The organism is Pseudomonas fluorescens (assembly GCF_001708445.1).
Classification (GTDB): domain Bacteria; phylum Pseudomonadota; class Gammaproteobacteria; order Pseudomonadales; family Pseudomonadaceae; genus Aquipseudomonas; species Aquipseudomonas gorinensis.
Window position 1 is genome coordinate 2598000 of the sequence record NZ_CP015637.1, and the last position, 21956, is coordinate 2619955.

The window sequence follows — 21956 nt, forward strand, 5'->3', positions numbered from 1 at the left end:
GGTATCAGGAGTGACACCATGCCGGACCGTTCCAAGGGGCTTCATGTCCCGTTTATCAAGCGTCGTTTGCCTGACTGGACGCAGCACCTTCATAGCGCCCACCTGGAGGACATGACCGACACGCGCGATCTCGCGCAACGCTTTATCAGCGTCTACCCAGACCTGTTCGACCAGGCGTCGCCCATGCTGCGCCAGCGTTTGCTCGACAGCCAGGCCCGCAGCAACACCTCGATCCAGCAATTGGCCAGGACCCTCAAGGACTTCAAAGGCATCACCGAGTTCTGCAAGCCGCTGTTGATCGAGGCCATGCGCAAGAAATTCGGCCAGACGCCGGATGTCGTCAAGACCCATCTATACCATCTGCGCACGTCGAGCCCGGTCGATGCGCAGCCGCTGTTGCAAGCCGCGATGCGAAACTTCGAGGCGAACGAATCATTTGACGAAGTTTCCCTGCAGGAAACCAGTGCACTGGCTCCAGAGGGTTCGTTGGAAAGTGAACGCTATGACGAGACCGATAGGTACCCGTTTGGCAAAACCCGCTACCTCATCCGTAACAAGTTATCAATCAAGCCCGCGGATTTCGCTGGCCTGTGCCGAGAGCTGGATTTGGGCAAGCACTATCAGAACCATCTGCGTGCGGTGTTCCAAACCCCTGGTACGGCCGCCGTCGTGCGTCAGCGGACAATGACGGCAAGCAAGGACCGGTTGCGCGTGCAAGCGCACATTGCCAGGATGAAGTTGGACATTGACGAGAGCGTGTACGTTTCGCTGTTGGCGTTCCTCGATGGCGCAGGGCAAGCCCGATTTGATGGGAAACCCATGGTTTTCAGTCGCTTGAGTATTCTCGGTTCGACCTTGAGCGACGTGTTCATTATCGGTAACGACTCACGCCAGGCACGAATCGAGTTGCAGAACCCTTGGTATAACCTGATTCCCGGCGTGTGGGTCGCCAAAGGAAGACTGCCTCCCGAGCCCCGATTCGTGGTGTATATCCCTGGGGACCCGGTCAGTCCCCTCAAGACTTACGCGTCGGTCAGTGCGTTCGCCAGCGAACTTGGGGTCAAGCTGCGGCACCCCCCTTATCAACGCTTGTTCGCAAGTCTGGTGCCTCATGGAGAGTCGCCAGGATTCCTGCGCCGCCTCAAGAACCAGCTGACGGTTTATCGCTGGAACCCGAATCCGGTCTATCCGGGCCCGCCGTACAATCCCGAAACCTATGCCAATGGGGTTTATGAGCAAGTCTGGAACACCGAGATGAACCTGGCCCTGGAGGAATCGGTCATCGACGGTGAGGTGTTCGGGGCCCGTTATGATTTCCACCTTGCCCGAATCAAATCCAACGCCACGTTGCTGGCCCGGCCGACCGGTGTCGTAGACCGCGAGGCATGGATAGAGCGACTCCAGCACTACGCTGAATGGGGCATGAACCTGCTGAACGTGGCGGCCTTCTTCGTTCCGGGGCTGGGCGAGATGATGATGGGCGTCACGGCCGTGCAACTGGGCTACGAAGTCTTCGAGGGCGTGGAGGCCTGGAGCGCGGGCGACGCCGACGAAGCCTGGCAGCACTTCAAGTCGGTGTTGCAGAACGTGGCTTACATGGCTGCATTGGGGGCTGTCGCGAGCAAGGGGCCAGCGGTGCTGCCGTCCCGCTTTGTCAACAGCATGTCGAAGGTGACGACGCCATTCGGCAAGGTGCGTCTATGGCACCCGGACCTTGCGGCCTACAAAAGCAGTGCCTCGCTTGAGGGGCTCACCCCCAATGCGTTGGGGCAGTATCGGCTGGGGGGCAAGACCTATATCCGCATGGAGGGCAATGTCTTCGAAAAGACCTTCGATCCCGAGATCAAGCTATGGAGAATCCAGCACCCTACGGTGCACGATACCTACCAGCCCATTCTGAGACACAACGGCTTCGGGGCCTGGCGCCACACCTTGGAGCGTCCGTTGGGGTGGGATCGCGTCGCGTTGATGCGGCGGATGGGGCCGCATATGGAGCCCTTCACCGACGCGCAACTGGAGCAGATCGCCGACGTCAGCGGCGTCAATGACGATCACCTGCGCCGGTTACATACCGATCATCAGCCGCCGCCACCGGTACTGGCCGAGACCGTCCGGCTGTTCGAGCTGGATCGCCAGACGGACGAGGTGATCCGGGATATCCGCCAAGGTGCGTGCCGGGAGGGCCTGTGCCAGTTCATGGTGCCGCTGACGTTGGAGTTGCCGAATTGGCCGGTGGATGAAGTGTTGGAAGTCTTCAGCGGGCCGGAGCCCTGGGGGGCCTCGCAACGTTTCTCTGCGGCGGATGCAGCCGATACGGCAAGGCCCACCATCAAGATCACTCGGGCCGAAGTCGATGCCGGAAAAATGCCAGAGCGCGTGCTGGAAAACCTGGACGACGGGCAAATTGCACGCTTGCTGGGTAGCGAAAACCAGCAGCCGGATGCTGATCGCGTCCAGGTGTTCAGGGATCGTTTGGCCGACCATGCGCAGCGCCGCAGGAAGGCAGTATTCGATAACCTGATGAGCCGGCAAGCCGCCCCGGACGCTGACACGCAGATCCTTCAGCGCAGCTTTCCAACGCTGTCGCCCGAAGCAGCGCGGCAGGTATTGAGCCATGCCAGCGACGAGGTGCTGGGGCAATTGCGCAGCACCCAGCGGGTTCCCCTGCGACTGGCCACGCAAATACGTGTGCATTTGCATGAAAGCGGCGTAAGCCGGGCATTGATCGGCCTGTCCGTGGAGAGCCTGGCGTCCTCGGCCAGCGATCGCCTGGCACTGCACTGCCTGGAACACCTGCCCGGTTGGTCGGCGGATACACGGGTGGAGGTGCGGTTGCACGGGGTGAGGGGGCCGCTGGTGGACAGCATCGGCGGCGAACAGGCCGCCACGCGCTACTGCCTGGTAAAGGGCGGCGATTTCATTCAAGCGTTCGATGCCCAGGGCAAGGCGTTGAACAGCGTGCCGGCGTCTGGGCGCAATCTGTTTGAATCGCTGCTGGAGGTCGTGCCCGCGCCAGTACGAGAGTCATTACAAGGCAAGCCGAACGAGGCACTGCGCAAGCAGGTGGTCGACTACGCGCTCAGCCATCGTGACGACATGTCTCGGATCATCAAGCGCGACCCGCTCAAACGCGGCGGCGGGCGATTGTTGCGCCGCCCATCCGGCCGGTTCGGTTATGCGGCCAGCGGCGATGTTGCCGGTTTCGCCGATGAAGCCCTTGTCGCCAGGGTGCGGGCGATCTATCCCAATGTCACGGATCAACAAGCCTTGCAGTTTGTCAGGAGCCGCCTCAGCGCGGGTGATACGGACCAGCAGGTTTTTCATCTGTTGGAAAACCGACGCAGGGAGTTCGAAGGCTTGTGTTCCACATTGGATACCTGGGTTGAAGGTGTCTTGTCGCCTGATCCACGTGGTTCGATACGGACACACCTGCGGGGGATCGCCGATCGGATCATTGACTGCTGGAGAAACGGTCTGTACCGCGGACTGGCGCCAGCGTTCGAGCTGGACATCGCGAGTACATTGTCCGTGCCGAGGCTGGCCGCCGACTTTTCCCATGTGCGCAGGCTGCGATTGACCAGTCTACAGCTTGCCGGCAGCGACCTTGAGCGGATGTTTCCTGCGCTGAAAAGCCTTGAACTCAACATCATACCCCTGCACATACCGATGTTGGCCGATCAACTTTCGTCGCTCCAGACCCTGACTGAGCTCAAGCTCACCTTTTCTGCCCAGGGCGTGGGCGATTCGCTCGCGTTGTCGCAAGCCTTGCAGGGGATGACGCAACTAGAGCGGTTGCATCTGGTCGGCAATATTCCTGAACTCGATTACAGCACGCTGCCTCGTTTGCGAGCCCTGACGCTGGCGGGGCCCATGGACCAATGGCCGACCGGGGTTCTAGCCCTGCCGGCCCTGGAGTCGCTGGATTTGTCCGGTGTCGCTGTTCAGTCTTTGCCGAACGAACTGTTCAGCGGGCACGAGGCGTTATGGCGCCGATTGCAGTTGAACTGGGGGGCGTTGGAGCCAGAACAATTCACGCGGGTGTTTGACTACGTGCACGATAACCCCGGCCATTTGGTCGAGGAGTCGCAGGTTATTGCACACCACTGTCACCAACGCCTTGGGGCGTTGGTGCCCAATCATTGGCGCTTTGCTGGCGACGCTTTGGCCGCTTTACGCCGTGAGGGGCTGGAAGGGCGAGGGCTGCTGGATAAGGTTGTGGCATTGGAGCAAGAACACAGCGCTCTGGATGGGGCGCTGGAACAATGGCAGGCCACGCCGGTACGCGTCGACGGGCGGCCAGCATCGGTGCAGGGGCGCAGGGCGTGGGCTGACAGGGTGCGCGCCCTGTGGCGTGACGCGCTGGTTGCTCGCTACGGGGGCGGGGAGCCTGAGGCGGGGCCCTCCCGACTCTTTGACGAGCCGCGTCGCACCGATCGATGGAGCTTGGGCGATACCAGTGGGCTGGGAGACCTGCCTGCGCTGGGCGATGTTCAGTTCACCCAGATACGTGTCCTGAGCCTGGCAAGGGCCAACCTTTCCACGGCGCAAGCCAATAATTTGCTTCTGCATTTTCCCAACCTGGAAGAGCTCGATCTGAGTGGCAACCGGCTGACCGATCTACCCCAGGCCCTGGAGACGCAGCAGCGGCTCACCAAGGTGAACCTGTCTGGCAACGAACTGACGATCACCCCCTCGATACAAGCACGGCTCAATCGCCTGACGTCCCTGCAGGGGCTCGACCTGGCGGGCAATCGCCTCACCGGGCTTAGTGTGAATGCGCTGATGGAGTTGCAGTCTCTGAATGTCAGCCGCACCCAGCTCCGGGCATGGCCGGAAGGGGTGCTGGACCTGTCGAAACTGCGCTTTCTGGATTTGAGCTACAGCGCTATCACGGAGGTGCCCAATGCGCTGTGGACGGACCACGATATCCTCTTGGCGCACACCTCCTTGCGCGGTTGCCGATTGAGCCCGCAAGCCATCACTGCGGTGCAGGCGTTTGCTGACCGTACCGCCCCGGGCACACCGTCGGCGTTCCTCTATAGAAACCCGCTGGGCATCGACCGCCCCGTGCTCGCTGCCGGCAGAACCGGAGGCGACCCGGAGTTTTTCCCGGAAGAAGTGTCGGAACAACCGGATTTGTTAGTGCCACTGCCTGTAGACGTGCCAGGGCAGTTACCGTTGACGTCGGCCGAACGGCTGCAACGTCTTGATCCCCAGCTTGGCGCGGGCCAAGCCGTTGAGCGGCTGGACGCCTGGTTGGGGCAGGGGGTGAGCGCGACGCAAATCGAGGATGCATTGCGGCTGTGGCAGGAGCAGCAGGTGCAAATGATCCAAGGTTTGAATCGCTGGATTGATAACCCTGCGGTGCGCAGTCGTGATGGGTGGGTCAACGCGCCTGATCGTCGTCGTGCCGCTGAGCGTTTGCTGGCGTGCTGGCGCGAGACCCTGCGCGAGGTGCGCAGCGCAGAGGCGGTCGCGAACGATTATGCCCTTGATTTGAGCGGCTTGACGGTGGGCGACCTCCCGGCCCTGCCGATCACACTCAGGCATGTGGGAACGCTGGATTTGAGCAATGTCGGGCTCACGACCGCTTCGGATGCGTTTTTGCGCGCGTTCCCCAGGCTGGAGAGCCTGATGCTCAACGGCAATGGCCTGGGCGCGCTGCCCGACGCGGTGACGGGGCTTGAGCGGCTGACCCGGCTGAGTGCCCACCACAATGAACTGAGCGATGCCCCGTTGCTGCAGCGCCAATTGCGCGCCTTGCCGCAACTGCAACAGGTCGACCTGGAAACCAACCACCTGGATAGTTTCGATGTGGCCGGCCTGGACCGGTTGCAGGTCCTCAACCTGAATTACAACAGGCTCAGCGACTGGCCCGCAGGTGTGCTGGAGGCGCCCGCGCTGACCACGCTGGGCCTGCGCAGCAACTACAACATAGAGACCATTCCGGTGGGGGCATTCTTGCCGGAACATAATGCGTTGATGGCTGGAACGGACCTGTCCGACAACATGTTGGAGGAGAGAGAGTTCCTGCGGTTGCAGGAGTATCAGCGCGAAACGGGCCGGGGCTTGGGTTTTACCCTCCACGACATCGACGAGTTGCTTGCAGGCTTCCATTCCGAAGCCGAGGACGATGAGCCTGGTCTTGCGCTTCACCCGGAGAACGAGACGCCGGAACAGGCCAAGGCCCGGTGGTTTACCGGCGGCGCCGCCGACTCCGAAAGGCAGGCGGTGTGGGACACGGTAATGGCACAGGACGCGAGGATGGTTCAGGAGGAGGGGGCGCCTGAGGGCACGCCAGGTGACTTGGCGACTATATTGGGACAACTGCGCCATACCCGGGATTTTCAGCTGGACCGTGTCAATCTCACGGAGCGGGTGTGGAACGTCCTGGAAGCGGCGTATGGCGATCAAGCGCTGCGCGAGCGTCTGTTGGGGATCGCCCGGGCGTCAAGGCATGGTGCGACATGTGGCGATGGCCGGATCTTATTGTTCAATGCGCTGGAGGTCGAGGTGTTTGAGTTCAATGCCTTGCGCGCCATCGACCCCGCCGACAAGGGCCGGGTCCTGCTGAAACTGTCCAGAAAGCTGTTTCGTCTGGCTCAGGTGGAAGCCCAGGCCGAAGCGCGCATCCAGCAGAACCCAGGCATAGATCCCGCGGAAATTCGCCTGGCTTATCGTATTGGCCTGGCCCAGCGCCTGGAGTTGCCGACCCAGCCCAGGAGCATGCTCTACAACAACCTGTCCCGTGTAATGGCGGCAGACTTGGATGCGGCCTATACGGCGATAATCGCCCAGGAACAAACCCCGGCGTTCATCGAGCAACTGACCGTGCGTCAATACTGGGTCAATTACCTGCAGGAAAAGTACCCGGATAAGTTCTCGGCGGTGCAACAGACGCTGGATGACGCCCTCTCGACCTTGGAGGATCAATACGCCGAATTCAATCCGGCGTATTTCGAGGCGTTGCAGGCCCTGCAAAAAACCAATGAGTCGGCCCGGCGCAAACTGTTGAACGAGCTTTCAACCGGCGAAATAGCCGATTTGGGCGACTAACTGGTCGTCAGGCACCGGGCCGGGTCAGTTGTCATACCCCAGGTTCGGTGCCAGCCAGCGTTCGGTCACGGCAAGGTCCTGGCCTTTGCGCGCGGTGTAGCTCGCCACCTGGTCCTTGTCGATCTTGCCCACGGCAAAGTACTGCGCCTGCGGGTGGGCGAAGTACCAGCCGCTGACCGCCGCCGCCGGGAACATTGCGTAGTGCTCGGTGAGGAATACGCCGCTGCGGCCGGCGTGCATTTCGCGGGCTTCAGGGTCGAGCAATTGGAACAACTGGGCCTTCTCGGTGTGGTCCGGGCACGCCGGGTAGCCTGGGGCAGGGCGGATACCGCTGTACTGCTCCTTGATCAACGCGTCGTTGTCCAGTTGCTCGTCCTTGGCGTAGCCCCAGTGTTCCTTACGTACCTGCTGGTGCAGCCACTCGGCGCAGGCCTCGGCCAGGCGGTCGGCCAGGGCCTTGACCATGATCGAGTTGTAGTCGTCGCCGGCGTCCTGATAAGCCTTGGCGACTTCTTCGGCTCCGATGCCGGCGGTGGTGATGAAGCCACCGATGTAGTCGGTCACGCCGCTGTCCTTGGGCGCGACGAAGTCGGCCAGGGAGAAATTCGGCTTGCCGTCGGTCTTGATGATCTGCTGGCGCAGGTGGTGCAGCTTCGCAATCGGCTGGCCATCGTCGCCGTAGACTTCCAGGTCGTCGTCCTGCACCTGGTTGGTCGGCCAGAAACCGAACACCGCGCGGGCGCTGATGAGCTTCTCGTCGATCAGCTTCCTGAGCATTTCCCGGGCATCGGCGTACAGCGCAGTGGCGGCTTCACCGACCACTTCGTCCTCGAGTATGCGTGGGAATTTGCCAGCCAGGTCCCAGGAGATAAAGAACGGCGTCCAGTCGATGTACTCGGCCAGGACGTTGAGGTCGATATTGTCCAGCACCTTGGTGCCGGTGAAGGTTGGCTTGACCGGTGTGTAGCTGCTCCAGTCGAACTGCGGCTTCTTGGCGATGGCCGCCGGGTAGCTAAGGCGCTCGGTGCGCGCGCTGCGGTTCGAGGTGCGTTCGCGTACATCGATGTATTCCAGGCGGGTCTTCTCGACAAAGCCGGCCTTCAACTCCTTGGACAGCAGTTGCGTGGCCACGCCCACCGCGCGGGAGGCGTCGGTCACGTAGATCACGGCATCGTTGCTGTACTTGGGCTCGATCTTCACCGCCGTGTGCGCCTTGGAGGTGGTCGCGCCGCCGATCATCAGGGGCAGGTGGAAGTCCTGGCGCTGCATCTCGCGGGCCACATGCACCATCTCGTCCAGGGACGGCGTGATCAGGCCGGACAGCCCGATAATGTCGCACTTCTGCTCCTTGGCCACCTGCAGGATCTTCTCTGCCGGCACCATCACGCCGAGGTCGACGATGTCATAGCCGTTGCAACCGAGCACCACGCCGACGATGTTCTTGCCGATGTCGTGCACGTCACCCTTTACGGTCGCCATCAGGATCTTGCCCTTGGCTTCCGGCTTGTCGCCTTTTTCCAGTTCGATGAACGGGATCAAGTGCGCCACGGCCTGCTTCATCACGCGGGCGGACTTCACGACCTGGGGCAGGAACATTTTACCGGCGCCGAACAGGTCGCCGACGATGTTCATGCCTGACATCAGCGGGCCTTCGATCACTTCGATCGGGCGCGCGAACGACTGCCGGGATTCCTCGGTGTCTTCGACGATGTGGGTGGTGATGCCCTTGACCAGCGCATGTTCCAGGCGCTTGTTCACGTCCCAGCCGCGCCATTCCTCGGTCTCGGCTTCCTTGACGCTGCCGTCGCCTTTGTATTTGTCGGCAATGGCCAGCAGGGCGTCGGTGCCGTCCGGCGTGCGGTTAAGTACAACGTCTTCCACGGCGTCGCGCAGTTCGGTGGGGATCTGGTCGTAGATCTCCAACTGGCCGGCGTTGACGATCCCCATGGTCAGGCCGTTGCGGATCGCATGCAGCAGGAATACCGAGTGGATCGCCTCGCGCACCGGGTTATTGCCACGGAACGAGAACGACACGTTGGACACGCCACCCGAGGTCAGCGCATACGGCAGCTCGTCGCGGATATACGCACAGGCGTTGATAAAGTCGACGGCGTAGTTGTTGTGTTCTTCGATACCGGTGGCGACCGCGAAGATGTTCGGGTCGAAGATGATGTCTTCCGGCGGGAAGCCGACTTCATCGACCAGGATGTCGTAGGAGCGTTTGCAGATTTCCTTCTTGCGCGCTTCGGTGTCGGCCTGGCCGGCTTCGTCGAACGCCATCACCACCACCGCCGCGCCGTAGCGCTTGCACAGCTTGGCGTGGTGAATGAACTGCTCGACGCCTTCCTTCATGCTGATGGAGTTGACGATGCCCTTGCCCTGGATGCACTTGAGGCCGGCCTCGATCACTTCCCACTTGGAGGAGTCGATCATGATCGGTACGCGGGAGATATCCGGCTCGCCGGCAATCAGGTTGAGGAAGGTCACCATGGCCTTCTTCGAATCGAGCATGCCCTCGTCCATGTTGATGTCGATCACCTGGGCGCCGGCTTCCACCTGTTGCAGGGCGACTTCCAGGGCTTCGGTGTAGTTGTCTTCACGGATCAGGCGGGCAAAACGTGCGGAACCGGTGATGTTGGTGCGCTCGCCGACGTTGACGAACAACGACTGGCGGTCGATGGTGAACGGCTCCAGGCCCGACAGGCGGCAGGCCTTGGGGATGTCCGGGATCTGCCGTGGCGGGTAGCCGGCCACCGCCTTGGCAATGGCTTCGATATGCCCCGGCGTGGTGCCGCAGCAGCCGCCGACGATGTTGAGGAAACCGCTCTGGGCGAACTCCTCGATGACCTTGGCGGTTTGTGACGGCAGCTCGTCGTACTCGCCGAATTCATTGGGCAGGCCGGCGTTGGGGTGCGCGGAAACGTGGGTGTTGGCCTTGTTGGACAACTCTTCCAGGTACGGGCGCAGCTCGCTGGCGCCGAGGGCACAGTTCAGGCCCACGGAAATCGGCTTGGCGTGGCTGACGGAGTTCCAGAACGCTTCGGTGGTCTGGCCCGACAAGGTGCGGCCGGAAGCGTCGGTGATGGTGCCGGAGATCATGATCGGCAATTCGATGCCGAGCGCTTCGAATACCCCCTGCACGGCGAAGATCGCGGCCTTGGCGTTGAGGGTGTCGAAAATGGTCTCGATCAGGATCAGGTCGGCGCCGCCTTCGATCAGGCCCTTGGTGGCCTCGGTGTAGTTCTCCACCAGTTCATCGAAGGTGACGTTGCGGTAGCCGGGGTTGTTCACATCGGGCGACAGCGAGCAGGTGCGGCTGGTCGGGCCGAGTACACCGGCAACGAAACGCGGCTTGGCCGGGTTCTCGGCGGTCTTGGCATCGGCGATCTTGCGCGCCAGGCGTGCGCCTTCGACGTTCAGTTCATAGGCCAGCGCTTCCATGCCGTAGTCGGCCATGGAGATGCGGGTGGCGTTGAAGGTGTTGGTTTCGAGGATGTCGGCACCGGCATCCAGGTAAGCCTTCTCGATCCCGCCGATCACGTCCGGGCGGGTGAGCACCAGCAGGTCATTGTTGCCTTTGACGTCGCTCGGCCAATCGGCGAAACGTTTACCCCGATAGTCTTGCTCCTCCAGCTTATAGCTCTGGATCATCGTGCCCATGCCACCGTCGAGGATCAGGATGCGTTCCTTGAGGGCTTGGTGAAGGGCTTGCAGGCGAGCGCTACGATCGGACATGGGACTACTCTGGTCAGGCATTACGGAGGGCGTGGATCATAACAAACCTGTGCGGATTTGGAGCATGCCAAGGTTTTGCATGAATATCGTTCATGTTGGCGCGAGTGGCGGATCGGTAGAATCCCCAGGTTTTTTTATTTTGGCTTCAGATCGGGACCAGGCTCATGCCGTATCGTTTCTTCATCAGCATTGCATTGATGCTGCTTGCCACTACCACCCAGGCCCAGGATCCCGCCCCGGCGATTTCCTACACCCGCGATATCCAACCGATTTTTACTGAGAAATGTGTGGCGTGCCATGCCTGCTATGACTCGGCCTGCCAGTTGAACCTGGGCAGTGGCGAGGGGGCCGCCCGTGGCGCGACCAAGGTGCTGGTCTACGACGGTGAGCGCAGCCAGGCGACCAAGCCGACGCGGCTGTTCTACGACGCCTTTGGCAAGGCCGCCTGGCAGCGCGAAGGCTTCAGTTCGGTGCTCGACGCCCAGGGCAGCCAGGCGGCCCTGATGGCGCGCATGCTCGAACTCGGCCAGCACCGCGCGCCGCTTGCACCCAATGGCAAGCTGCCGGATGACATCGTGCTGGGGCTGAACCGCGAGAACATGTGCCCCTTGCCCGGAGAGTTCGACGCTTATGCCGGCGCGCACCCCAACGAAGGCATGCCCCTGGCCGTGACCGGCTTGAGCGACCAGCAATACCACACCCTGCAACGCTGGCTGGCCTCGGGTGCGCCGATTGACCAGCAAGGCGTGGCGCCCAGTGCCCAGGAAGCGGCGCAGGTGCTGCAATGGGAGAACCTGCTCAATGCCCCCGGCGCCCGGGAAAGCCTGGTGGCCCGCTGGTTGTTTGAGCACCTGTTTATTGCGCATCTGTATTTCGAAGGCGGTGAGCCAGGGCACTTCTTCCAGTGGGTGCGCTCACGGACGCCCAGCGGCCAGCCGATTGACCTGATCAACACCCGTCGCCCCAATGACGACCCCGGCACTCGTGTTTACTACCGCCTGTGGCCAATACAAGGGGTGATCGTCCATAAGACCCACATCACGTACCCCTTGAGCGCGCAGAAAATGGCACGGGTCAAAGCCCTGTTCTACAGCGGCGACTGGCAGGTCAGTGCGTTGCCGGGCTACGGCCCTGGCCGCCGCGCCAACCCGTTCGAGACGTTCGAGGCGATCCCGGCGCAGGCGCGTTACCAGTTCATGCTGGATAACGCCGAGTATTTTGTCCGCACCTTCATCCGCGGGCCCGTATGCCGGGGGCAGATTGCCACGGATGTGATCCGCGACAATTTCTGGGCATTGTTCCAGGCGCCCGATCATGACCTGTACATCACCGATGCTCGCTATCGCGGCCAGGCCACGCCGTTGTTGGCGATGCCTGGGCAAAATGACGACGTGGGCAGTGTGCTCAGCCTGTGGCTCAAGTACCGCGACAAGCGCAACCAGTACGAAGCCCTGCGTCGCGACAGCTATGCCGAACTGCCAGCACCGAGTTGGTCGACGCTGTGGGCTGGCAACGACAATGCGCTGTTGAGCATCTTCCGCCACTTCGACAGCGCCTCGGTCAACAAGGGCCTGATCGGTGAGGTGCCGCAGACGCTGTGGCTATTCGACTATCCGTTGCTCGAACGCACCTATTACCAACTGGTGGTCAACTTTGACGTGTTCGGTAATGTGTCGCACCAGGCCCAGACTCGCCTGTACTTCGACCTGATCCGCAATGGCGCCGAGCAGAACTTCCTGCGCCTGATGCCGGCGAACTCGCGGGATGATTTCCTCGACGATTGGTACCAGAACAGCGGCAAGGTCAAGCTGTGGCTGGACTATGAGTCGATCGACGACGATAAGCCCACCGGCCTGAAGCTTGATGAAAAGGACCCCAAGCGCGACTTCGCCAACCAGCTGCTGGCCCGCTATGGCGACCTCAATGCCGCCCCGGACCCGATCAATCGTTGTGCCGGCGCGTACTGCTCACGGCCGGGGATCGACCCGGCGTTGCGCGACGCCGAGCAGGCCCTGAGTCGCCTGACATCGCGCCCGGCGGCGGGGCTCAAGGTCATTGGGCAACTGCCTGAAGCGACGATGCTGCGCGTCGAAACCCGCAGCGGCCAGCGGGAGGTCTACAGCCTGCTGCGCAACCGTGCCCACAGTAATGTGGCGTTCATGCTGGGTGAGGCTTATCGCTATCAGCCGGGCCTGGATACGCTGACGATCTACCCAGGGGTGCTCGGCAGCTACCCGAACTTCATGTTCAACGTACCAGCCGAGCAAGTGCCGGAGTTCGTCGCGGCCATGGAGGACGCCAGGGACGCCCAGGGTTTCGAGAAGATTGTCGACCGCTGGGGCATACGTCGCAGTCATCCGCAGTTCTGGCAGTACTTCCATGACCTGTCGACCTACATCCGCGAAACCACGCCGGTGGAAGAAGGGGTGCTGGATATGAACCGCTATGAAAACCTCTGACGTGGCTGTTGAGTCTTTTCCGACAAAATTACTGGGACTTTGTACCTGCGTAATATTTTGGCGTAAACTGCCGACAAGCCTGTGAGGAGTTTCCATGACTGCCATAACCATTACCGACGCCGCCCACGATTACCTGGCCGACCTGCTGTCCAAGCAGAACACCCCAGGTATCGGTATCCGCGTCTTTATCACCCAGCCTGGCACCCAGTATGCCGAGACGTGCATTGCCTACTGCAAGCCCGGTGAAGAAAAGCCGGAAGACACCGCCCTGGGGCTGAAAAGCTTCACCGCGTATATCGATGCCTTCAGCGAAGCCTTCCTTGACGATGCCGTGGTGGATTACGCCACCGACCGCATGGGCGGCCAATTGACCATCAAGGCTCCGAACGCCAAGGTGCCGAACGTCAACGCCGACAGCCCGGTCAACGAGCGTATCAACTACTACCTGCAAACCGAGATCAACCCAGGGCTGGCCAGCCACGGCGGTCAGGTCAGCTTGATCGACGTAGTGGATGACGGCATTGCCGTGCTCAAGTTTGGTGGCGGCTGCCAGGGCTGCGGCCAGGCCGACGTGACGTTGCGCGAAGGCATCGAGCGCACCCTGCTGGAGCGGATTCCGGAGCTCAAGGGCGTACGCGACGTGACCGACCACACGCAGAAAGAAAATGCCTACTACTGAGTAAGGCGTTCACTGCGAACAAAAAAACGGCGCTCCGTGAGCGCCGTTTTTTTTATTCTTAAAATTCAGCTATTTACGCAATCTATCTAACGCTGAATATCAAGTGTGGGAGGGGGCTTTCCCCCGATAGCGGTGCCTCAGTCGCCTCATGAGCAGGCTGACACACTGCCATCGGGGGCAAGCCCCCTCCCACATTTTTTGCATTTATTCAGTTAAATCAGTGTGTTGTTGATGATTTGTGAATTAAAAAATCAAATTCGAATGCTGACGCTATCTCCCTGACAAGGAGGGTCAAATGTGGGAGGGGGCTTGCCCCCGATAGCGGTGCCTCAGTCGCTTCTTGAGCAGGCTGACACACTGCGATCGGGGGCAAGCCCCCTCCCAAATTTTTTTGCATTTGTTCATTTAAATCAATGCATTGTTTTAGTTTTATAAAGTGAATTATCAAGGTCGATAAAGGTGCGCATGCCCCGCCCGATACAACGACGACTCACTGAAACTGTCACTCGCCAGCACCCGGCCCACCACGATCAGCGCCGTACGCCGAAAGCCCTTGGCGGCGACTTTGTCGGCAATATCGCTGAGTGTGCCCACCGCCCAATCCTGATCCGGCCAGGTTGCCCGGTGCACCACGGCAATCGGGCAATCCGCGCCATAGTGCGGCAGCAGCTCTGCGACGATCTTCTCCAGGTGGTTGACCCCCAGGTGGATCGCCATGGTGGTGCCGTGGCGGGCCAGGCTGTCGAAGTCCTCGCCGGCCGGCATGCGGGTTTTATCGGCGTAACGGGTCAGGATTACGCTCTGGGCGATGTCCGGCAAGGTCAGTTCGGCCTCCAGCAGCGCGGCACAGGCGGCGACTGCGGTCACGCCCGGAATGATCTGGAACGGGATGCCCAGCTCGCGCAGATGACGAATCTGCTCGCCGATCGCCCCATACAGGCTCGGATCGCCGGAATGCACCCGCGCCACATCCTGGCCGTTGGCGTGGGCGGTCTTGATCAGCTCGATGATCTGCTCCAGGTGCAGTTCGGCGCTGTTGACCACCTGTTGCGCTTGATGCCCCTCCAGCACGGCCGCCGGTACCAGCGAACCGGCATAGATGATCACTGGGCAACTGCGGATCAGCCGTTGGCCTTTGACAGTGATCAATTCCGGGTCGCCGGGGCCGGCACCGATGAAGTAGACGGTCATGGAGGATTCCTGTCGAAAAACGGGCGAGCATGAAGATTGCTCATGATCGGAAGACGCAATTATCGATTTTTCAGCCGGCGCAGGCCAATGCAAAGGTGGCCTGGGCGGTTTTCTTGCGGGTGATCAGCAAGCGGGCGGGGCCTGGGGAGAGCTGTTCGGCCAGGGCCAGGGCGGCGCTTTCGGCGATGCCGTAACAGCCGGTGTGGGCAAAGGCGACCGCTGATTTATGGCTCAGACGGCCTTCATACGCGGCCAACTGTTCGGCGCTGAAGCACTGCAATGGCAGGTTCAACCTATGCGCCAGGGCCAGTAACCCCGGCTCGTCCTGTTTGCGGTCGAGACTCGCCAGTGCGGTGATGTGCTGGCGCTCGATACCCGCTTCGGCGAGGGCCGTGTCAAACAGCGCCAGCAGGGCGTGCAATTCGCAGCCCCGCTGGCAACCGAGGCCGACCGCTAGTTTCATGCCGAGTATTGATCGTCGCGGTTGCGGCGAAACAACCAGGCGCTGATCAGGCCCAGGGCCAGCCAGAAGGCGACGTTGGTCAACTGCGAGGCGATCTTGAATTGTGCTTCCAGTGCCTCTGGCGCCAGCATCGAATGCACTTGCGGCTGCGGGGCGCCGATTACGTGAGGCACCACGAGGATCGCCACGCCCAGCCCTTTAAGCAGCCAGTTGCCACCGAACACCAACAGCGCAATACCGGCCGCAGTGGAGGCGGCCGTGCCGATCCACCAGATCTGGCGTTGCGCCAGGTCGGCGGCGGCCGTGCCCGGCAGCTCGGGCGGCAGGCCCAGGGTCGGCGCCAACACAAAGGTCGCGTAGCCGGCCAGGCCCCACAGCAAGCCTTGGGCCGTGCGGGTCGGTGCGCGCAGGGTATAGAGGCCGGCCAGCATCAGGGCGAAGCCGACGGCGACCACCAGGTTGCCGCCGGTGGTCGACAGCACGCGCTGCCAGCCGTCTTCCGGTTCCCAGGCTTCGGCGTCATGGGTGTGCGCAGCGGCGCCAGCGGCATGCTCGTGCACGACTTCAGTCGCGGCCGGGGCCTTTTCGAAGGTTTCCGCCTGCAGAATCAGCGGAGCGACCCAGAAGCTTTGCAGCAGTGTCAGCAGCAGGGCGGCCAGCAAGCCGGTGAACCCTGCGGTTTGCGCAATACGTTTGATCATGTCGGCAGGTCTCAGTGGCACGGGAACGCGGCGCTGTGGCGGGTATCGTGGGCTGCGTTGTGCACCGCCTCGATATGCGAGAACCCGGCGAAATACACCAGGCACGCGCCCAGGATCGAGGCGCCGATGGCGGCGGTCAGGCGTTGGCTGAGGGTGGCGGTACTGCTGGCGGTGTGCGAAGTGCTGCTGATGATCGACATGGCGCGTCCCTATCGTGTTCAGGGTGAAACGAGCGCATGCAAACCCCGCGAGCCGGGCACGCAGGGTTTTAACAGCGCCCGCCCACCGCGGGTTTGTTATCTGATGTTATTCGGGCCGGTCTCCGGGCTTGCGAGGGACACTGGGTCTATAAAGCGTCGCCTTCCCATGCCGTACAGGCACAGTGGATCTGACGCTTCACTCGCTTACCGTTGCGGGGGCAGCACCGGACTGGTCATAAGGCTATGACTCACCGGTTTCCCGTTTCACCCTGTGAAGGGCACCCGAAACAAGGCGTGTAGGAAAGCATGCAGAGCGACGGTAGTCAAATTGACCGAGCCCCTGTAGCCTTGCACCTTCGAGGTTCTTCGGCCCAGGCCGAAGCTAAGAAGGGAACGCGGTTCAAGCCGCGGCTGCCCCCGCAACTGTGAAGGGTTTATCTGACTGCCACGCCACTGCCATTGCGGCGGGAAGGCGCAGCCAGCGCCGGTCGCAAGACCCGCAAGCCCCAAGCCAGGAGACCTGCCTCGCAACCGATTTTCCAATTCAACCGGGCGGGGTGATCCGGTGACGAAATCTGCTGCTGCGCGCCACGCAGGGCCTATCGTCCCGTATGCCCGCCCCCAAGGGCATCCGATGAAAACACTGGCCAAACTTCCCGTCACTATCGTTACCGGCTTTCTCGGCTCGGGCAAAACCACCTTGCTGCGCCACATGCTCGACAACGCCCAGGGCCGTCGCATTGCGGTGATCGTCAACGAATTCGGCGAGTTGGGCATTGACGGTGAGATCCTCAAGCAATGCTCGATCGGTTGCACCGAGGAAGAAGCCAACGGCCGTGTGTATGAACTGGCGAACGGCTGCCTGTGCTGCACCGTCCAGGAAGAGTTCTTTCCGGTGATGCGCGAACTGGTGGCCCGTCGCGGCGACCTCGACCATATCCTCATCGAAACCTCGGGCCTGGCCTTGCCCAAGCCCCTGGTGCAAGCCTTCCAATGGCCGGAAATCCGCAGCGCCTGCACCGTCGACGCGGTGATCACCGTGGTCGACAGCCCGGCGGTGGCCGCCGGCACCTTCGCCGCCTTCCCGGACCAGGTCGACGCCCAGCGCAAGCTTGATCCGAACCTGGACCACGAATCCCCGTTGCATGAACTGTTCGCCGACCAGTTGGCCAGCGCCGACCTGGTGATCCTCAACAAGTGCGACATGATCAGCCCCGAGGACCTGGCCCGCGTGCGCCTGGAAGTGGCCGAAGAGCTGCCCCCCGCGGTGAAGATCGTCGAAGCCAGCAGCGGTCGCCTGCCCCTGGACGTGCTGATCGGCCTGGGCGCCGGCTCCGAAGAGCATATCGACGGCCGCCACAGCCATCACGATCATCACCATGACGGTGAAGACGACCACGATCACGACGCGTTCGACTCCATCTCCATCGACCTGCCCCAGGCCGATGAGGCACTGTTGCTCGACGCGCTGACCCAGTTGGTGGTGCAGCACGGCATCCTGCGTGTCAAAGGCTTCGCGGCGATTCCGAACAAGCCGATGCGCCTGCTGATCCAGGGCGTGGGCACGCGTTTCGACAAGCACTTCGACCGCGCCTGGGGGGCCGACGAGGCGCGCATCACGCGCCTGGTGCTGATCGGCCAGGCGCTGGACGCGGCCGGCCTCGAAGCGCAATTGCGCGCAGCGCTCAACGTTTAACCCATGCACCTGCTCAGGACTCAACCCGGCGGCTTCGTCGCGGACGACAATATCGCCGACCTGGGGCAAACCCCCGCCGAGCTGGTGATTCTGTGCAGCGGCGATTCCAGCCTGGCGCTGCTGGCCGAAGCCGCCCAGCAGTTGCCCGAGGACTACCCGAGCCTGCGCCTGGCCAACCCCATGCAGGTGCAGAACCACGCCTCGGTCGATCTGTATGTCGATGAAGTGCTGCGCCATGCCAAGGTCATCCTGATTTCGCTGCATGGTGGCATCGGGTATTGGCGCTACGGTATCGAGCGCCTGGTGGCGCTGGCCGAGCGCGGCGTCACGTTGATCCTGGTGCCCGGTGATGACCGCCCGGACCCGGAACTCAGCGGCCTCAGCACCGTGGCCGCTGAGGCACGCGACCGCTTGTGGCAGTACCTGCGCCAGGGTGGCCTGGGCAATGCCCTGGATTTTTATCGCTGCCTGGCCAGCGCTTATCTGCAGCGTGACTACGCCTGGGCCGAGCCACACACTCTGCCGCGCACTGCGATTTATCACCCGCATCAGGCCAATGCCCGCCTCAATGACTGGCAAATGGAGTGGCGCCCGGAGTTTCCGGTGGCGGCGGTGCTGTTCTATCGCTCTCATTTGCAGGCGGCCAATACCGGCTTTATCGATGTGTTCTGCCAGCGTTTGCAGGCAGCGGGCCTTAACCCGTTGCCGGTGGCGGTGGCCAGTTTGAAAGAGCCCGGCTGCCTGGCGGTGGTCGAGGATTGGCTGGATGAAGTCAATGCGGCGGTGATTCTGAACACCACCGGCTTTGCCCAATCCAGCCCCGAAGCCCCCCATCTACGCCCGTTTCGCCGCAATATCCCGGTGATCCAGGCGATCTGCGCCCAGGACAACCAACCCGGCTGGCAAGCCAGCGAACAAGGCCTCGGCCCGCGCGACCTGGCGATGCACATTGCCTTGCCGGAGCTGGACGGGCGGATTATCAGCCGGCCGATCAGCTTCAAGGACCTGGCCTGGCGCAGTGAGCGCAGCCAGTCGGACGTGGTGTGCTACCGCGCCGCGCCCGAGCGTATGGACTTTGTTGCCGAACTGGCGCGACGTTGGGTCGAACTGGCGCGGGTGCCGAATGGGGATAAGCGTATCGCGCTGATCCTGGCCAACTACCCGACCCGTGATGGCCGCATCGGCAACGGCGTGGGCCTGGATACCCCGGCCGCCGCGCTGAATATCCTGCGCGCCCTGCACAGCGAAGGTTACCCGGTGCCGGAGACGCTTCCCGACAGCGGCACGGCGCTGATCCATGAACTGCTCGGCGGTGTCACCAACGACCTGGACAGCCTCGACCTGCGCCCCTGCCACCAAAGCCTGGGGCTGGACGACTACGCGGTGATGTTCAGCCGCTTGCCCGAGGCCAACCGCCAAGCGGTACTGGCGCGCTGGGGCTCGCCCGACAACGACCCGATGTGTCGCGACGGCCGCCTGATGATTGCCGGCCTGCGCCTGGGCCAGACGTTCGTCGGTATCCAGCCCGCACGCGGCTACCAAGTGGACGCCAGCGCGGTGTATCACGACCCGGACCTGGTACCGCCGCATGCTTACCTGGCGTTTTACTTCTGGTTGCGCCACACCTACGGCGCCCACGGCGTGATCCATGTCGGCAAGCACGGCAACCTGGAATGGCTGCCGGGCAAGGGCGTGGGGCTGTCGGAAAACTGCTGGCCCGACGCGTTACTGGGCCCGCTGCCGAATATCTACCCGTTTATCGTCAACGACCCGGGCGAGGGCGCCCAAGCCAAGCGCCGCACCCAGGCAGTGATCATCGATCACCTGATGCCGCCGCTGACCCGTGCCGAAACCTATGGGCCGTTGCGCGACCTTGAGCTGTTGGCCGACGAATACTACGAGGCGCAATTGCTCGACCCGCGCCGCGCCCGTGAGCTGCAAAAAGACATCCTCAAGCTGGTGCGCGAAACCCGCATCGACCAGGAACTGGAACTGGACAGCGACGCCGACGCGGCGATCTGGTTGCCGCGCCTGGATACCTACCTGTGTGACTTGAAGGAATCGCAGATACGCGATGGCCTGCATGTGTTTGGCGAGTCGCCCGCAGGCCGCTTGCGTATCGATACCTTATTGGCGTTGCTGCGCATCCCGCGTGGCGACGGGCGTGGCCCGCAATCGAGTTTGCTGCGCGTATTGGCCAAGGCGTTCGAGCTGGGTTTCGATCCGCTGGACTGCGCCTTGGCCGAGCCGTGGACCGGTCGCCGGCCCCAGGTCCTGCAAACGATCGATCCACAGTCATGGCGTACCGCCGGCGACACCCGCGAGCGCCTGGAGCGCTACGCGGCGCGCTTGATCGAGCAGGCGCTGGAAGGCCCGCTCGAACAGTTGGAAGAACCGGGTTGGGAGGCTGTGAAAGCGGTCATCGAAAGCCTGCGCATCGTCGTGGCGCCGCGCCTGGATGCTTGTGGCCCCGCCGAAATGCGTGGCCTGCTGGATGCCTTGAGTGGTCGCTTTGTGCCCGCCGGGCCCAGTGGCGCGCCGAGCCGGGGGCGCCTGGACGTGCTGCCCACAGGGCGTAACTTTTTTACCGTGGACGTGCGTAACCTGCCGACCACCACAGCCTGGCGCATCGGTTTTCAATCGGCCAACCTGATTCTCGAGCGGCATTTGCAGGACCATGGCGACCACCTGCGCCAGCTTGGCCTGTCGGTGTGGGGCACCGCCACCATGCGTACCGGCGGCGACGATATCGCCCAGGCCATGGCGCTGATGGGCGTGCGCCCGGTGTGGGCCACGGGCAGCCAGCGCGTGGATGATTTTGAAATCCTGCCGATCAGCCTGCTGGATCGCCCGCGCGTCGACGTCACGCTGCGGGTTTCCGGGTTCTTTCGCGATGCCTTCGCTAACCTGATCCGCCTGTTCGACGCAGCGGTGCAGGCGGTGGCGGCGCTGGATGAACCGGACGACATGAACCCGCTGGCGGCCAAGGTGCGCAGCGAGCGTGCGGCGTTGCTTGAGTCGGGCCTGGACGAAGAGGCGGCGGCGAAGCAGGCTGGCTGGCGCATCTTTGGCGCCAAGCCCGGTGCCTATGGCGCGGGCGTGCAGGGTGCGATCGACGGCCGCCTGTGGCAAAGCCGCGAGGACCTGGCCGAGGTCTACCTGAACTGGGGCGGCTATGCCTACGGCGCTGGCGATGAAGGCACCGCCGCCCGCGAGCAGTTCGCCCAGCGACTGAGCCAGGTGCAGGCGGTGTTGCAGAACCAGGACAACCGCGAGCATGACCTGCTCGATTCAAATGACTACTACCAGTTCCAGGGTGGCATGCTTGCCGCCGTGGAAACCCTGAGTGGCGACAAGGCCGCCAGCTACCATGGCGACCACAGCCAGCCGGATTTGCCCAGGGTGCGTACCTTGAAGGAAGAGCTGAACCGGGTGATCCGTTCCCGCGCCGCCAACCCCAAGTGGATCGAAGGCGTGAAGCGCCACGGCTATAAAGGTGCGTTCGAGATGGCGGCGACCGTGGACAACCTGTTTGCCTTCGACGCCACCACCGCGTTGATCGACGATCACCAATACGCCTTGCTCGCCGACGCCTACCTGCTCGACCCCGATACCCGGGCGTTTGTGCAGCAGCACAACCCGGATGCCCTGCGCGACATGACCGAGCGCATGCTCGAAGCCCAGCAGCGGGGCATGTGGCAGGCGCCGGGGGCGTACCGTGAAGCCCTGGAAAACCTGTTGCTGGATATAGAAGAAGACAGTTAGAACACGAGATG

The 21956-nt window shown here is 62.4% G+C and carries 10 protein-coding genes and 2 riboswitches; of the genes, 5 read left to right on the plus strand and 5 right to left on the minus strand.

The genetic code is table 11. The features are described from left to right. Positions 1-18 precede the first annotated feature (18 nt). Positions 19-7056, plus strand: a complete 7038-nt coding sequence (locus A7317_RS11695) for an NEL-type E3 ubiquitin ligase domain-containing protein (protein ID WP_069075864.1) — start codon at positions 19-21, stop codon at positions 7054-7056. A gap of 24 nt (positions 7057-7080) precedes the next feature. Here the strand turns inward: A7317_RS11695 and metH are convergent, their stop codons facing one another. Then, positions 7081-10791: a methionine synthase gene (gene metH / locus A7317_RS11700; RefSeq protein WP_069075865.1), complete on the minus strand. Its 3711-nt coding sequence runs from the start codon at positions 10789-10791 to the stop codon at positions 7081-7083. A 164-nt stretch (positions 10792-10955) separates the two neighbouring features. On the opposite strand from metH, the gene A7317_RS11705 reads away from it, so the two are divergent. Continuing rightward, positions 10956-13250 (plus strand): fatty acid cis/trans isomerase, encoded by a 2295-nt coding sequence (locus A7317_RS11705; protein ID WP_069075866.1) that lies wholly within the window; start codon positions 10956-10958, stop codon positions 13248-13250. 94 nt (positions 13251-13344) lie between these two features. Next, positions 13345-13929 (plus strand): Fe-S biogenesis protein NfuA, encoded by a 585-nt coding sequence (gene nfuA / locus A7317_RS11710; protein WP_003190728.1) that lies wholly within the window; start codon positions 13345-13347, stop codon positions 13927-13929. A 444-nt stretch (positions 13930-14373) separates the two neighbouring features. Here the strand turns inward: nfuA and cobM are convergent, their stop codons facing one another. The 4 genes from cobM to A7317_RS11730 all read right to left on the minus strand — a co-directional run bounded on the left by cobM (position 14374) and on the right by A7317_RS11730 (position 16484). Further along, positions 14374-15120 (minus strand): precorrin-4 C(11)-methyltransferase, encoded by a 747-nt coding sequence (cobM, locus tag A7317_RS11715; protein WP_069075867.1) that lies wholly within the window; start codon positions 15118-15120, stop codon positions 14374-14376. A 70-nt stretch (positions 15121-15190) separates the two neighbouring features. Further along, entirely contained in the window at positions 15191-15583 is a 393-nt protein-coding gene (locus tag A7317_RS11720; RefSeq protein ID WP_024075126.1) for a cobalamin biosynthesis protein, read from the minus strand. Continuing rightward, on the minus strand, positions 15580-16284 hold the full coding sequence (locus A7317_RS11725; RefSeq protein WP_041160918.1) for a CbtA family protein: 705 nt from the start codon (positions 16282-16284) through the stop codon (positions 15580-15582). Before A7317_RS11725 ends, A7317_RS11720 begins: the two co-directional genes overlap by 4 nt. Positions 16285-16295: 11 nt before the next feature. After that, positions 16296-16484, minus strand: a complete 189-nt coding sequence (locus A7317_RS11730) for a CbtB domain-containing protein (RefSeq protein WP_024075128.1) — start codon at positions 16482-16484, stop codon at positions 16296-16298. A gap of 95 nt (positions 16485-16579) precedes the next feature. Then, positions 16580-16785: riboswitch (cobalamin riboswitch) on the minus strand. 41 nt (positions 16786-16826) lie between these two features. After that, positions 16827-17027, plus strand: a riboswitch (cobalamin riboswitch). A 91-nt stretch (positions 17028-17118) separates the two neighbouring features. Between A7317_RS11730 and cobW the strand changes: the two genes are divergently transcribed. Together cobW and cobN are read left to right on the plus strand one after the other, a co-directional pair. Continuing rightward, positions 17119-18180 (plus strand): cobalamin biosynthesis protein CobW, encoded by a 1062-nt coding sequence (cobW, locus tag A7317_RS11735; RefSeq protein ID WP_024075129.1) that lies wholly within the window; start codon positions 17119-17121, stop codon positions 18178-18180. A gap of 3 nt (positions 18181-18183) precedes the next feature. Next, positions 18184-21945, plus strand: a complete 3762-nt coding sequence (cobN, locus tag A7317_RS11740; RefSeq protein WP_069075868.1) for a cobaltochelatase subunit CobN — start codon at positions 18184-18186, stop codon at positions 21943-21945. Positions 21946-21956: the final 11 nt, after the last annotated feature.